General features: G+C 70.7%; 13 protein-coding genes. 7 read left to right on the top strand and 6 right to left on the bottom strand.

The genetic code is table 11. The features are described from left to right. Window positions 1–27 precede the first annotated feature (27 nt). From AAG816_RS04105 to tsaD, 3 genes are all read right to left on the bottom strand, one after another. Complete coding sequence (locus AAG816_RS04105; protein ID WP_341988245.1) at window positions 28–591, bottom strand: HXXEE domain-containing protein; 564 nt, start codon at window positions 589–591, stop codon at window positions 28–30. Window positions 592–924: 333 nt separating this feature from the next. After that, window positions 925–1,911 carry an NAD(P)H-dependent glycerol-3-phosphate dehydrogenase gene (locus tag AAG816_RS04100; RefSeq protein ID WP_341988244.1) on the bottom strand — a complete coding sequence of 329 codons (987 nt, stop codon included), beginning with the start codon at window positions 1,909–1,911 and terminating at the stop codon, window positions 925–927. 5 nt (window positions 1,912–1,916) lie between these two features. Then, complete coding sequence (gene tsaD / locus AAG816_RS04095) at window positions 1,917–2,978, bottom strand: tRNA (adenosine(37)-N6)-threonylcarbamoyltransferase complex transferase subunit TsaD (protein WP_341988243.1); 1,062 nt, start codon at window positions 2,976–2,978, stop codon at window positions 1,917–1,919. Between the two features lie 180 nt (window positions 2,979–3,158). Here tsaD and hemC point away from each other — a divergent pair, with 180 nt between their 5' ends. From hemC to AAG816_RS04060, 7 genes are all read left to right on the top strand, one after another. After that, complete coding sequence (hemC, locus tag AAG816_RS04090; protein WP_341988242.1) at window positions 3,159–4,112, top strand: hydroxymethylbilane synthase; 954 nt, start codon at window positions 3,159–3,161, stop codon at window positions 4,110–4,112. Between the two features lie 15 nt (window positions 4,113–4,127). Then, entirely contained in the window at window positions 4,128–4,811 is a 684-nt protein-coding gene (locus AAG816_RS04085) for a uroporphyrinogen-III synthase (protein WP_341988240.1), read from the top strand. Window positions 4,812–5,094: 283 nt separating this feature from the next. Next, complete coding sequence (locus AAG816_RS04080; RefSeq protein WP_341988239.1) at window positions 5,095–6,345, top strand: hypothetical protein; 1,251 nt, start codon at window positions 5,095–5,097, stop codon at window positions 6,343–6,345. Beyond that, window positions 6,342–7,940 carry a heme biosynthesis HemY N-terminal domain-containing protein gene (locus AAG816_RS04075; protein ID WP_341988238.1) on the top strand — a complete coding sequence of 533 codons (1,599 nt, stop codon included), beginning with the start codon at window positions 6,342–6,344 and terminating at the stop codon, window positions 7,938–7,940. Before AAG816_RS04080 ends, AAG816_RS04075 begins: the two co-directional genes overlap by 4 nt. Window positions 7,941–7,953: 13 nt before the next feature. Then, on the top strand, window positions 7,954–8,751 hold the full coding sequence (locus AAG816_RS04070; RefSeq protein ID WP_341988237.1) for a cobalamin-binding protein: 798 nt from the start codon (window positions 7,954–7,956) through the stop codon (window positions 8,749–8,751). 82 nt (window positions 8,752–8,833) lie between these two features. Beyond that, window positions 8,834–10,639 (top strand): translation elongation factor 4, encoded by a 1,806-nt coding sequence (lepA, locus tag AAG816_RS04065; RefSeq protein WP_341988236.1) that lies wholly within the window; start codon window positions 8,834–8,836, stop codon window positions 10,637–10,639. A 72-nt stretch (window positions 10,640–10,711) separates the two neighbouring features. After that, a complete protein-coding gene (locus tag AAG816_RS04060; protein ID WP_341988235.1) occupies window positions 10,712–11,470 on the top strand; it encodes a VIT family protein in 759 nt (252 codons plus the stop codon). Window positions 11,471–11,497: 27 nt separating this feature from the next. Here the strand turns inward: AAG816_RS04060 and AAG816_RS04055 are convergent, their stop codons facing one another. The 3 genes from AAG816_RS04055 to AAG816_RS04045 form a co-directional block, all read right to left on the bottom strand. Continuing rightward, complete coding sequence (locus AAG816_RS04055; RefSeq protein ID WP_341988234.1) at window positions 11,498–12,715, bottom strand: PepSY-associated TM helix domain-containing protein; 1,218 nt, start codon at window positions 12,713–12,715, stop codon at window positions 11,498–11,500. 416 nt (window positions 12,716–13,131) lie between these two features. Further along, window positions 13,132–13,671 (bottom strand): Spy/CpxP family protein refolding chaperone, encoded by a 540-nt coding sequence (locus AAG816_RS04050; RefSeq protein ID WP_341988233.1) that lies wholly within the window; start codon window positions 13,669–13,671, stop codon window positions 13,132–13,134. Between the two features lie 215 nt (window positions 13,672–13,886). After that, the gene (locus tag AAG816_RS04045) at window positions 13,887–14,249 is read right to left on the bottom strand and encodes a hypothetical protein (protein WP_341988232.1); all 363 of its coding nucleotides are present in this window, start codon (window positions 14,247–14,249) and stop codon (window positions 13,887–13,889) included. Between the last annotated feature and the right edge of the window lie 2 nt (window positions 14,250–14,251).

The following is a 14,251-nucleotide window of genomic DNA, read 5'->3' as shown; positions in this document are numbered from 1 at the left end:
GAGCCGGCCTTCCATCATGCGCCCGCTTCAGGCGCCCAGGCGACGCTTGTTGGTGAGCACATAGCCGATGATGGCGATGTGCAAGGCGATGGCGGCCCCAAGGCCGATGGCCTGGAATGCCGCGCCGCCATGGCCGCTGGCCACCATCAGCCACACCCCGACCATGCCGGCGGGCAGCAGCAGCACGATGGCCGTGACGAGGCCGGGATTGTAGCGCCGGCTCACCGCCGCGGCCACCACATGCACCACGCCGTTCACCAGCACGCCATAGATGCCGATCAGGCCGAACCCCAGATCCACCGTGGCCGCCAGCCAGATGGACACCAGGTTGAACAGCCACACCCCGCCGATATTGATCACGAATACCGCCGGGATCGGCAGCACGTTGCGCCCGCCGCCAATATTGGTGTTCACGAACCGGCGGAAGCGGTCGTCGTCATGCTCTTCCAGCTGGTGGAGCATGTAGACCGGCAATTGCAGCATCACCAGCAGCAGCGGCAGGCTGGCGCCCATCAGCGGCAGCAGCGCCAGGATGACAAAGCTGGCGAGAAAGCCGCCGTACACCCAATTGGTCATCAATCGCGCGATCACGCCGGCATCCCCCCGTGCATACCTCTGAGCAAGCTATGCACGTCCGGCGTGCGGCTACAACCGGGGGGCTGGGGTGGTGGGTGGTTGATGCGTTGATGGAGGAGACGGGGGAGCGTCCATCTTTCCGGCCTCTGCGGCCCCAACCATTTCACCCCCCTCCCCAACCCTCCCCCGCAAGGGGGGAGGGGGCGCGGTGCTCTTGTTCAGGTGGTGTGGAGAGAGAGGTCGCCGCCCTCGGGCCGGGAAACCCTCCCCCCTTGCGGGGGAGGGCAGGGAGGGGGGTGAAACGGCTGCGACCGGGCGCGCCGTCACAGCCCAAAAACCGATAAAACCCTAGACTTCCGCCCGCTGCGGCCGGGCCATCAGCGCCTCAATCGCCCCTTCCACCGACAGGCGGCCGGCCAGCACCGCATCCACCGCAGCGCAGATGGGCATCTCGATGCCGCGCGCCCCCGCCATGGCCACCAAAGCACTGGCGGTGAAGGCGCCTTCCGCCAGCTTGCCGCCCGCCGGCGGCGTGCCGGTTTCGCCCAGGGCCAGCCCGAAGGCGAAATTGCGCGATTGCGGGCCGGAGGCGGTGAGGATCAGGTCGCCCAGGCCGGACAGGCCGGTGAGCGTCTCCGGCGAGGCGCCGAACGCGCGGCCGAACCGCAGCAGTTCGGCAAAGCCGCGCGCGGTCAGTGCCGCCCCGGCGCTCGCTCCCAGCCGCCGCCCGGCGACGATGCCGGCGGCAATGGCCAGCACATTCTTGGCCGCGCCGCCGATCTCCACCCCGCGCACGTCGGTGGAGTGATAGAGCCGGAACGACGAGGAGCCGAGCGCTTCCGCCACCGCCTTGGCCAGATCCCCGTCCGCCGCCGCCAGTGTCACAGCGGTGGGCAAGCCGCGCGCCACGTCGGTGGCAAAACTGGGACCGGACAGCACCATGGCCCGCGCACCGGGCGCGGCGGCGGTGATGATCTCGGTGACGAAGGCCGCCGTGCCGCGCTCAATGCCCTTGGCGCAGGAAATCAGCGGCATGCCCGTCGCCAGCAGCGGCGCCAGATCGCCCACCACCGCCCGGCACACCTGCGCCGGCACCACCAGCAGCAGCGCATCCGCCGCCGCCGCATCGGCCAGATCGGCGGTGGGGCGCACGGCGGCTTCCAAAGCAATGCCCGGCAGGCCGCGCACATTCTCGCGCCGCGCCGTCATGTCCGCCACCTGGGCGGGATCGCGCGCCCATAGCACCACGTCGCGTCCGGCACGCGCCGCCACATTGGCCAGCGCCGTGCCCCAGGAGCCGGCGCCGATCACGCCGATACAAGAGAAAGCCGCCATGGGGATCAGGCACGCACCGGGGCGGGCGCGGGGTCCAGCGGCCAGCGGGCGCGGGGGGAGATATGCAGCGGGTCGGTGAGGCCGCGGGCCAGCCGCTCGGCCCCGGCCCAGGCGATCATGGCGCCATTATCGGTGCACAGGATCGGGGGGGGCACGGCCAGGCGCGTGCCCAGTTCGGCAGCCGCCTTCTGCAAGGCGGCCTTGATGGCGCCATTGGCGGCCACCCCGCCCGCCACCACCAGCGCGGTGGGCGTGGTGCCCAGGCGCTCGCGGAACATGCGCGCGCCGGCCCGCACCCGGTCGGTGACCACATCCACCACCGCCGCCTGGAACGAAGCGCACAGATCCGCCACATCCTGGTCGGACAGCGGAGCGAGGCGATCCGCCTCCAGCCGCACGGCGGTCTTCAGGCCGGACAGGGAAAAGTCCGGCTCGCGCCGGCCATGCATGGGGCGGGGAAAGGTGAAGCGCTCGGGATCGCCCAGCAGCGCCTGCTGCTCCACTTCCGGCCCGCCGGGATAGGGCAGGCTCAGCATCTTGGCCACCTTGTCGAAGGCTTCGCCGATGGCGTCGTCCAAGGTGGTGCCGAGGCGGCGATAGCGCCCCACCTCTTCCACCGCCAGCAATTGGGTGTGGCCGCCGGACACCAGCAGCAGCAGATAGGGGAAGGCCACCCCATCGGTCAGCCGGGCGGTGAGGGCGTGCGCTTCCAGATGGTTCACCGCCACCAAGGGGCGATGGGAGGCGAGCGCGATGGCCTTGGCCGTGGTCAGCCCGACGATCACCCCGCCGATCAGGCCGGGGCCGGCGGCGGCGGCCACCGCCGCCAGATCGTGGAAGGAGACATTGGCCTCGTGCATGGCCTCGGCGATCACCCGGTCCAGCACCTCCACATGGGCGCGGGCGGCGATCTCCGGCACCACGCCGCCATAGGGCGAATGGGCCTCGATCTGCGAGCGGATGATGCTGGAGCGGATGTCGCCGGCCCCGGAGGGGGAACGCGCCACCACCGCCGCGGCGGTCTCGTCGCATGTGGTCTCGATGCCGAGCACCAGAAGATCCGCCACTGGCTGTTCGCCTCCGTCGGCGCCCGGTCATGGCGGGCGCTCAATAACTACATGCGCGGAAAAATGCGGCAGATCGGTGCTGCGCCCGATCGCCGCTCTATCCCGTTGCGATTCCGGCTATCATTGTACGCGCCCCTGACACAAGACGCGATGCCGCAAGCTGTGAGATCCGAAGAGCCGATGTCGTCCCCGTCCCCCGATGCCTCCGCCGCCCCCGCGCCCCGCCTCGCCATCGGTACCCGCGGCAGCCCGCTGGCCCTGTGGCAGGCCCATGCCGTGCGCGACGCGCTGGCGAGCGCCTTGGGGCGCAGCGTGGACAGCATCACCATCGAGGTGATCCGCACCTCCGGCGATGCCATTCAGGACCGGGCGCTGTCGGAAGCCGGCGGCAAGGGCCTGTTCACCAAGGAAATCGAGGAAGCCCTGCTTTGCGGGCGCATTGATCTGGCGGTGCATTCGGCCAAAGACATGGCCACCGCTCTGCCGGACGGCCTGTTCCTCTCCGGCTTCCTGCCCCGCGCCGACGTGCGCGACGCGCTGATCCTGCGCGAGGGCACCGGCCTGGACGATCTTCCCGCCGGCGCCCGCATCGGCACCGCCTCCTTGCGCCGGGAGGCGCAACTGCGCCGGCTGCGGCCGGATCTGGAGGTGTCGCTGCTGCGCGGCAATGTGCAGACCCGCCTCGCCAAGGTCCGCAGCGGCGCGTTCCACGGCACCTTGCTGGCGCTGGCCGGCCTCACCCGGCTGGGCCTGGCGCACGAGGCCAGCGCCATTCTCGATACCGACCATTTCCTGCCCGCCGTGGGCCAGGGGGCGGTGGCGATCGAAAGCCGGATCGGCGACGACGTCACCAATAATGCCATCGCCGCCATCGCCTGCACCGCCACCGGTATCGCTTTGGCGGCGGAACGGGCCTTCCTGGGCGCGCTGGACGGCTCCTGCCGCACCCCCATCGCCGGTCTGGCGCGGGTGGCGGGCGACCAGGTGCGCCTGCGCGGCCTGATTCTCTCCCCCGATGGCCGCGACGCGGCGGATGTGGACCTGAGCGCGCCCATCGCCGACGCCGCCCGCCTGGGCGCCGAGGCCGGGGCCCGGTTGCGTACCACCGCGCCGGCCCGCGCCCTGGGGCTCTGAGCGGTGCGGGTTCTGGTGACCCGCCCCGAACCCGGCGCCGGCGAGACCGCCCGGCGCCTCGCCGCGCTGGGCCACACCGTCCTGTGCGACCCCATGCTGCGCATCGTCGCCACCGGCGCGCCCTTGCCGGCCGGGCGGTTCGATGCGCTCGCCTTCACCAGCCTCAACGGCGTGCGGGCACTGGCCGAGCACCCGGAGCGGCCCCTGCTCGGTGCCCTGCCCGCCTTCGCCGTGGGCACCCGCACCGCAGCCGAGGCCCGGCGCCTCGGCTTTTCGGACGTGACCGACTGCGCCGGCGACGTGATCGCCTTGGGGGCGCGGCTCGCCGCTTTGGCTCCCGGCAGCCGCGTGCTGCACGCCGCCGGGGCCGAGCGGGCGGGCGATCTCGGCGGCATGCTGGCGCCGCGCGGCATCGCGGTGGAGGTGGCCGTCCTCTACCAAAGCCTGGCCGCGGACGCGCTCGCCCCCGAGGTGGCTCAGGCGCTGCGCGCGGGAACCCTCGATGCGGCCGTGCATTTTTCCCCGCGCACCGTGGCGGCCCTGCTTCACGGCGTCGCTGCCGCCGGTATCGACGGACCCTTCCTGGGGCTGCGGCAGTTATGTCTGTCGCAGGCGGTGGCAGCGCCCCTGCGCGCGTTGGGCGCCGCGGTGGAGATCGCCACAGCGCCCAATGAGGACGCGCTGCTGACTTTGCTGTAAGGCTTCAGCATGCGGCTTGCCGTGCGGCAGGCCGCGGCTTAATTCCCGTGAGGCCCCTCCGCCTTGGAGCCGCCGACCGGGACACCCCTCACCGGACCGGCGCATCCTGCGCGGTCTGGGGCGGGGCAGACGGAGAGACGATCCGGCAGCGCCTCACGTTAGCCCGGATCGCGACGGACACAGAACAGGGCGGCAGTTCGGCCCCAGGGCAGAGCTGCCGGACCACAAGATCCTCCGGACCCGCATCGCGCGGACACCGGGACCAGCATTCTCGAGGAGGCCCATGGCGAGCGACGATCCGACCCCGCAGGATCCGGCCCGAGTCCCACCGGGGACGCCGGCATCGCCCAAGGCCGACGCGGCTGCGCCCGACGCCAGCGCGCCCGGTGGCGCCACGCCCGACGCCGCCCCGATTGCCGCAACCGAGCCCCCGTCCGCAGGGACCGAGCCTCAGCAGGCCGAAGCGGCCTCGCCGGCAGCGGCGGCCGCGCGGGATGATGCGGTCGAGCCCGATGCCTATGAGCCGGCGCTGGAGCCGGACCTTGCCGCCGCCGCTCCGATCCGGGCCTCGCGCCCGTCGCCCTGGGGCGCGATTGTTTCCGGTGCCGTTGCCGGCGCCGTGGTGGCGGTGGCCGCAGCCTGGGCGCTGACCCACTATGTCCCCGCCCCCGGCCAGGACAGCGCCAATGCCCGGCTCGACGCGCTGGAAACGCGGCTGGCGGCGGACCGCACCACCAAGGTGCAGCGCATCACCCAGCTGGAAACCGCGCTGAAGCAGATCGCGCCGCCGGATCTCCAGCCCATCACCGCCGCCATCACCCAATTGCGCGCCGGCGACAGCCGCACCGAGGCCGATTTGTCCGCCTTGCGCACCCAGCAGGCCGCCCTCCAGACGGCGGTGCAGGGCAGCACCGACAGCGCCAAGGCGCAGGTGGCCGATTTCGGCCGCAAGATCGACGCCATGCAGAAGCGGATCGAAGAGGTCTCCGTCTCGGCCCAGGCCATGGATCGCGCCGCCGCGGCGGTGGCGGTTCTGGCCTTGCTGCGCGACGCTGTGCTCTCCGGCCGCCCCTTTGCCACCGAGCTGGACGCGGCGCGGGCCATTCTCGGCCCCAGCGCGGCGAGTTTCGACCCCTTCACGGCCGCCGCCGGCACCGGCTATGCCACCCCCACCAAGCTGGCCACCCGACTCTCCGAACTGGGTAGCGCCGCCCTCGCCGCCCAGCCCGGTGCGCCGCGCACCGACAGCCTGGTCAACCGCCTGATGTCCAGCGCCGAAGGCCTGGTGCGAGTGACGCCGCCGGATGGCAGCGCCGCCGCGCCCGAAGCCACTGAACACCTCCAGAAGGCGGTGAACCAGGTGCGGGCCGGCGAGTTCGACGCCGCTCTGGCGGAACTGAAGACCTTGCCCGCGCCGGTGATCGAGAAACTGAAGCCCGTCATCGCCGAAATCGAGGGCCGCCGCGATGCGGCCGCCGCCGCCACGAGCCTGTTTCAGCAGGCGCTCGCCGCCATTTCCGGGAAGGTGCCGTGATCCGCCTCGTCCTCCTCCTCGTCTGTCTCACGCTCATCGCCTTCGGCGCCGCTTGGCTGGCCGACCGGCCGGGCGAAATCGCCATCGTCTGGCAGGGCTGGCAGATCCAGACCACCGTGCCGGTGGCCCTGGCCGCCCTGGCGGCCTTCAGCGTCGTGCTGCTGGTGGCTTGGCGGCTGCTGTCCCTGCTGGTGGCCTCGCCCAGATTGCTGGCCGGCTTCTCCCGCCGTCGCCGGCGCGAGAAGGGCCTGGCGGCGGTGTCGCGCGGCCTCATGGCCATCGGCGCCGGCGACGCGGACGCCGCCCGCCGCGCCCGCAGCGACGCCCAGCGCTTCCTGCCCAATGATCCCTTGACCCGCCTGCTGGCGGCGCAATCGGCGCAATTCTCCGGCGATCAGGACGATGCCCTGCGCACCTTCCGCACCATGCTGGAGGATCCGGACACTCGCCTGCTGGGCTTGCGCGGCCTGCATATCGAGGCCCGCCGCTCCGGCGATGCCGAGGCCGCCCGCCTGCTGGCGGAAGAGGCCGCGACGCAAGCCCCGGCCCTCACCTGGGCCGCGGACGCGGTGATCGAGGCCCGCTGCTCGGACGGCGACTATGCCGGCGCCCGCGCGGTGCTGGAAAAGCAGATGGCCCATCGCGGCATCGACAAGCTGCAATATCGCCGCCGCCGCGCGGTGCTGATGGCCGCCGAAGCCCTGGCCCTGGAACAGACCGACCCGCCGGTGGCCCGCGAATGCGCGGTGGAGGCGGTGCGCCTCGCCCCCACTTTGGTGCCCGCCGCTGTGGTGGCCGGGCGCCTGCTGGGCGCCAATGGCGATCTGCGCAAGGCCGCCAAGATCGTCGAGACCGCTTATGCCTCCACCCCGCACCCGGAACTGGCCGAGGTGTGCGCCCATTTGCGGCCCGGCGATGCGGCGCTGGATCGCCTGAAGCGCATCCGCAACCTCGCCGCCAAGGCCCCCGACCATCCGGAAAGCGCCATCGCTTTGGCCCATGCCACCATCGATGCGCTGGAATTCGCTGAAGCCCGCGCGGTGCTGCAGAAGCTGTCGCTGGAGCCGACCCAGCGCATCTGCCTGCTGATGGCGGAACTGGAAGCCGCCGAGCACGAGGATGTGGGCAAGGCCCGCGAATGGGCCGCTCGCGCTTTGCGCGCGCCGCGCGATCCGGCCTGGATCTGCGACGGCCGGGTGTTCGATGCCTGGGGCCCGCTCTCGCCCCTCACCGGCAAGCTGGATGCCTTCGTGTGGGCGGTGCCGCCGGGCGTCTCCGCCACGCCGGTGCTGGAGCACGAGGCCGAGCGCGTGCGCACGGCCATCGCCGCTATCCGCGAAAAGGAAGAGGCGCGCCGGGAGATCGCCCGCGCCGCCGAACTGGAGCGCCTCGCAGCCGAGAGCGCGGCAGCAGCCCTGGCCGCCCCGGTGGAGGCACCGGCCGAAGCCGCCGCGACCCCGACGGCGCCGCTCAACGGCGCCGGCCACCGCGCGCCGTCGCCAGTGGTGGCCCTGCCGCCGCTGCCGGACGATCCCGGCCCCGAGCCGGAGCAAGAGCCTGTGGAAGCCCCCCGCAAGCGCCCGTTCGGCCTGTGACCGGGGGCGGGAGATGAGCCTCTTCCCGCCCCGCCGCATCGTCTGCCTCACCGAGGAAACGGTGGAGACGCTCTATCTCCTGGGGGAGGAGGATCGCATCGTCGGCGTGTCCGGCTATGCGGTGCGCCCTCCCCGAGTGCGGAAGGAAAAGCCGCGGGTCTCCGCCTTCATCACCGCCGATGTCCCGAAGATCCTGGCGCTGGAGCCGGATCTGGTGCTGGCCTTTTCCGATCTCCAGGCGGCCATCGTCGCCGATCTGGTGACGGCGGGCTGCGCGGTGCATGTGTTCAACCAGCGCGACATCGCCGGCATCCTGGCCATGATCTCGACCCTCGCCGCCCTGGTGGGCGCCCCGGAGAAGGGCGCGGCCCTGGCCGCCACCCTCACGGCCCGCGTGGAGGCGGCCACTGCCCGCGCCGCCCTGCGGCCGGTGCGGCCGAAAATCTATTTCGAGGAATGGGACGCGCCGATGATCTGCGGCATCGGCTGGGTCTCGGAACTCATCGCGGTGGCCGGCGGCATCGACGTGTTCGCGGACCGCGCCCGCGGCAAGGGGGCTGCCGCGCGCATCGTCACCCCCGAGCAGGTGATCGCCGCCGCGCCCGACATGGTGATCGGCTCGTGGTGCGGCAAGCGCTTCAACCCCAAGGCCTTTTCCGCCCGGCCGGGCTTTTCCGCTTTGCCGGCGGTGGCGGCCGGCGCGCTGCATGAGATCAAGTCGCCGCTCATTCTCCAGCCCGGCCCCGCCGCTCTGACCGACGGGCTGGACGCGCTGGAACGGCTGGTGGACGGCTTCATTCCGGCGCGGTGAGACGAAACGGAACGCCGCGGAAGCCGGACGGCGCCCCTCCCCAGCCTTGTCCCCCACCCAAGCGGATGCTATGGCGCGAGCCATGACCGCAACGCCGCAGAAGCACATCCGCAATTTCTCCATCGTCGCCCATATCGACCATGGCAAGTCCACCCTCGCCGATCGCCTGATCCAGCTCACCGGCGGACTGAGCGAACGGGAGATGTCCGAGCAGGTGCTCGACAATATGGACATCGAGCGCGAGCGCGGCATCACCATCAAGGCCCAGACCGTCCGCCTCAGCTACAAGGCGCAGGACGGCGAGACCTATACGCTGAACCTCATCGACACCCCCGGCCATGTGGACTTCGCCTATGAGGTGAGCCGCTCGCTCGCCGCCGTGGAAGGCTCGCTGCTGGTGGTGGACGCCTCCCAGGGCGTGGAGGCGCAGACGCTGGCCAACGTCTACCAGGCCATCGACAACAATCACGAGATCGTCTCCGTCCTCAACAAGATCGATTTGCCCGCCGCCGAGCCGGACAAGGTGAAGGCGCAGATCGAGGACGTGATCGGCATCGACGCCTCCAACGCCATCGGCATTTCGGCCAAGACCGGGCTGAACATCGACCAGGTGCTGGAAGCCATCGTCACCCGCCTGCCGCCGCCGGTGGGCGACCGCGAGGCGCCCCTGAAGGCGCTGCTGGTGGACTCTTGGTACGACACCTATCTCGGCGTGGTGGTGCTGATCCGGGTGGTGGACGGCACGGTGAAGAAGGGCCAGCGCATCAAGATGATGCGCACCGGCGCCGCCTATGACGTGGACCGTGTCGGCGTCTTCACCCCCAAGATGGTGGTGCTGAACGAACTCGGCCCCGGCGAGATCGGCTTCTTGACCGGCTCCATCAAGGAAGTGGCGGAAACCCGGGTCGGCGACACCATCACCGATGAGAAGAAGCCCACCGCCGAAGCCCTGCCGGGCTTCAAGCCGGCCCAGCCGGTGGTGTTCTGCGGCCTGTTCCCGGTGGATGCGGCGGACTTCGAGGATCTGCGCGCCGCCATGGGCCGGCTGCGCCTCAACGACGCCAGCTTCTCGTTCGAGATGGAAACCTCGGCGGCGCTGGGCTTCGGCTTCCGCTGCGGGTTCCTGGGCCTCTTGCACCTGGAGATCATCCAGGAGCGCCTGGAGCGCGAGTTCAACCTCGACCTGATCGCCACCGCCCCGTCGGTCATCTACCAGTTGGAGATGAACGATGGCTCGACCATCGACATGCACAATCCGGCCGACATGCCGGACGTGGTGAAGATCAAGGAGATCCGCGAGCCCTGGATCCGCGCCACCATCATGACGCCGGACGAGTATCTGGGCAGCGTGCTCAAGCTCTGCCAGGACCGCCGCGGCAACCAGATCGAGCTGACCTATGTGGGCTCGCGCGCCATGGTCACCTATGACCTGCCGCTGAACGAAGTGGTGTTCGATTTCTACGACCGACTGAAGTCCATCTCCAAGGGCTACGCCTCGTTCGACTACAACATCACCGACTATCGCGAGGGCGACCTCGTGAAGATGTCGCTGCTGGTGAATGCGGAGCCGGTGGACGCGCTCTCCATGCTGGTGCACCGTACCCGCGCCGAGCATCGTGGCCGGGCCATGTGCGAGAAGCTGAAGGACCTGATCCCGCAGCATCTGTTCAACATTCCGATCCAGGCGGCCATCGGCGCCAAGATCATCGCCCGCGAGACCATCAAGGCCCTTCGCAAGGATGTCACCGCCAAGTGCTACGGCGGCGACATTTCCCGCAAGCGCAAGCTTCTGGACAAGCAGAAGGAAGGCAAGAAGAAGATGCGCCAGTTCGGCAAGGTGGAGATTCCGCAGGAAGCCTTCATCGCCGCGCTGAAGATGGACGACTGACCGGCCGGCCCTGATCCCAGCGGGACCGGACGGCACCCCCGACCTGTTCCGCTGCCCCAGGAGCCGCCGCCCATGTCCCCGTCCAACGCCTCTTCCCCGCCGACCGGCGTCCGTCCCCTGCCGGCGGGCGCCGCGCCCATTCCCAACCACAAGGACAGCCATCTGGTGGACCGCATCGGCTGGCTGCGCGCCGCGGTGCTGGGGGCCAATGACGGCATCGTCTCCACCGCCAGCCTGATCGTGGGCGTCGCCTCGGCGTCGGCGGGGCAGAGCGAGGTGCTGCTGGCGGGCGTGGCCGGGCTGGTGGCCGGCGCCATGTCCATGGCCGCGGGCGAATATGTCTCCGTGTCCGCCCAGTCCGACACCGAGCGCGCCGAGCTGAAGCGCGAGATCGGCGAACTGAGCGAAAATCCCGACGGCGAGACCTCGGAGCTGGCGGCCATCTATGTGGCGCGCGGACTGGAGCCGGACCTGGCCCTGGAAGTGGCCCGGCAATTGATGGCCAAGGATGCGCTGGGCTCCCATGCCCGCGACGAACTGGGCTTCTCCGAGACCTCCGCCGCCCGCCCGGTGCAGGCGGCGGTGGCCTCCGCCGCCTCGTTCGCCCTGGGGGCGATCCTGCCCCTGGCCATGGCCATCCTGGCGCCGGACGCCCTGCGGGTGGCGCTGGTGGCGGGGGCCTCGCTGGTGTTCCTGGCGGTGCTGGGGGCGATTTCCGCCAAGGCCGGCGGTGCGCCGGTGGTCAAGGCCACCGTCCGTGTCACCTTCTGGGGGGCGCTGGCCATGGCCGCCACCGCCGGCATCGGCGCCCTGTTCGGCGTGGCGGTCTGAGCCGCCCGTGCCCGATGCGCCCCGCGCCTATTCGGCGGGGGCGGTCGCCCTCGCCATGCGGGCCATCTTGCGGGCGCGGCTGACGCGGCCGGCGCGCTTCATCCACCACACCATCACCCCGGTGATGGACAGGCCCGCCACCACGAGGCCGATCACGGCGATGGCGATCCGCCCCGGCAGGCCCGCGATCTTGCCGCTGTGGATGGGGAATTGCAGTTGCAGGAAGATGTCGCCCGCCGTGCCCGTGCCGGGAATGACCTCGCCCACGGGCGCGCCGGTCTCGCCGTCGAAATAGAGCCAGCGCGCGCCCAGAGCATCGTCGCGGGAGCCGAAGGCGACGCCGAACACCCCCATGGATGCGCCATAGAAGATCTCGCTGGCGTCCATCCGCCAGTTGCGGGCCTGCGCCTCGGCCACCGCGCGGTCCATGATCACATCATAAGACAGGGTGCGCGGGCGCGGCGTCGCCAGCGGCGCGCCGGAGAAGGGGCCGGGCGTCAGCGACGAGACCAGCTTCACCACCGGCTCGACCACCTCCTGGCGCAGGTTCATGGTCACCGAGGAGATCGCCACCACGATCAGCACCCCGAACAGCCACAGCCCCACCGCGCGATGCCAATCGAGGCTGAGGCGAAAGGGGCTGCCGCCCTTGATGCCGAACGCCGGACGCCATTTGGCCAGGAACGGGCGCCCCCTGGGCAAGGTCAGCGCGAATCCGACGAAGCCGTCCACCAGCCAGCCCAGCGCCACCACGCCCATGAGCAGAACGCCATAGGTGCCCGGCAGGCTGAGAGTGTGGTGGAACTCATAGAGAAAGGGGATGAGCTTGAGCCGGGAGAAGCAGCATTCCCCCCATTTGCGCGCCGCCAATATCTCACCGCTCACCGGATCCACGTCGAGCCAGTCCGCCGCCAGCGTGTACGGCTTGCCGGTGGCCGGATCGATCTTGCCGGCGGCCAGCGCAAGGATGGAGCGCCCCGGCTCCTTCTCCAGCCGCATGTACCAGACCGCGCGGTGGGGATCGCCCGCGTCCACCCGCGCCGCCAGCGCCTCCGGCGACAGGGGGGCTCCGTGCGCCTTCGCTCTGTAGGCGCTGGGGTTCAGGAGCTGATCCAGTTCCTCATGAAAGGCGAGCACGCTCCCGGTCAGCCCGGCGATGACCAGGAACAGCGCCGTGGCCAGGCCCAGAATGCGATGCGCCCACACCAGCGCGGGGCGCACCTGCCACCGTGCCTTCGCCGTCATCGCCGCGCCCCGGCGTCAAACGCGAGCGGACACCACGGGCCATGCGGGCGAAGCGCGCATCGGGGAAAATCATGAAATCGCACGTGCGTCTACCAAGGGACAAAAGAGCAGAACGTCTGCTGCCGCCCTTAATATCCGACGCAGCGGCATGGACAAGGCCTCACTTGCGAGAGAGCCGAGCCGCTGCCATCGATTTCGCGGATGAAATATCAGATTTAAATCACTCTAATCTTCAAATGAAGCGCCAGATATCGCTGACCTCGGCCTGATTTTACCTCTCGACCCGCGAACCCAGGCTCAACTCGACTGAAACCGGCTTGGAAAACGGCCGGTCTCCCGCCGGCAGGAACCGCCGGCGGGAGACCCATCGCATGTTGCGGAAGGACCGTCGTGGCGCAGGCGGCCCGCGCGCGGGCTCAGCCGGCTTCTTCCTCGAACAGCCACAAGGTGCCGCTCGGCTGGTGCGGACCGGACGTGTCGTTGAGACCCAGGAAGGCCGGCACGCGGCGCTTCTGCGCCGGGGTCAGCGACGCCACGAATGGCCGCGCGGCGTCCACGAAGCGGCGCAATTCCTTGCCGCGGGTCTCTTCCGCCGTCGCGATCTCCTCCAGCACATCGAGGAAGGTCGACGGCGGCGCCTTGGCTTCCAGCGCCTGGCGGCGGGCGATGGCATTCTTGGCGATGTCGCGGACCGCGGCCTCCACCGGCGGCCACAATTTCTCCTGGTCCGGCGTCAGTTCGATCACCGCCTTGAGGGCGGCAAGGCGGGCGTTGAGGATCGCCCGCGCATCGGCGTCCGTATAGACGCCGGCGGCCACAGGGGCCGGGGCCGGCTGAGCGGCAGCCGCGGGCGGGGCCGGCGGCGCGGGGGGCTGCTGGGCCATGGCGCCGGAGCCGGCCGCCAGGGCCGAGGCCAGCACGCCGGCGGCGAGCAGGTGGGAAACGGTGCGCGTCATTCGCGAAAGTCCTTGTGAGGGTTTGCCGGGCCGCGCTCCGCTGAGGCGACCGTCCGGAGCGACCCGGCCGCAACGGGGAAGGCCGCAGCACACGGCCCGAGGGTGCCGCCGAGGATGGGCGACACCGCAGAGGAGAAAGCCGGAGCCGAAACGTCAGGCTCCGCGACACGCCATCCGCGGTGCGCGGCGGTCATGCGGGCAGGCGCATCAGCCGGTCACTGATAGCCGCCGCCGGGCAGCGGTCCGTGATAGGGCGTATCGCGGCAATGTCCCCACGGGCCATGCCAATAGCCGGGCGGACACCCGTAGCCCACCGGGCCGGGCACCACCACCACGGCGGGTCCGGGCGCGTAGCCGCCACCGGGCAGAGGCCCACGATAGGGGGTGTCGCGACAGCCGCCCCAGGGGCCACGCCAGCGGCCCCAGCCGCAGCCTTCCGCCACCGGAATGACCGGGGCGGTGATGCCTGATGCGGCGATGCCCGCAGGGCTGGATGGCAGCGGGAAAGCACTTGCAGGACCAATCGCTGATGTGGCAAGTGCGGCAGTAGCAACCACTGCCAGAAGCATTTTGCGCATGA

The sequence above is a fragment of the Azorhizobium sp. AG788 genome (genome assembly GCF_943371865.1).
Lineage (GTDB): Bacteria > Pseudomonadota > Alphaproteobacteria > Rhizobiales > Xanthobacteraceae > Azorhizobium.
The sequence above is the reverse complement of the archived record's forward strand: the minus strand, read 5'-3'. Positions and strand labels throughout refer to the sequence as shown.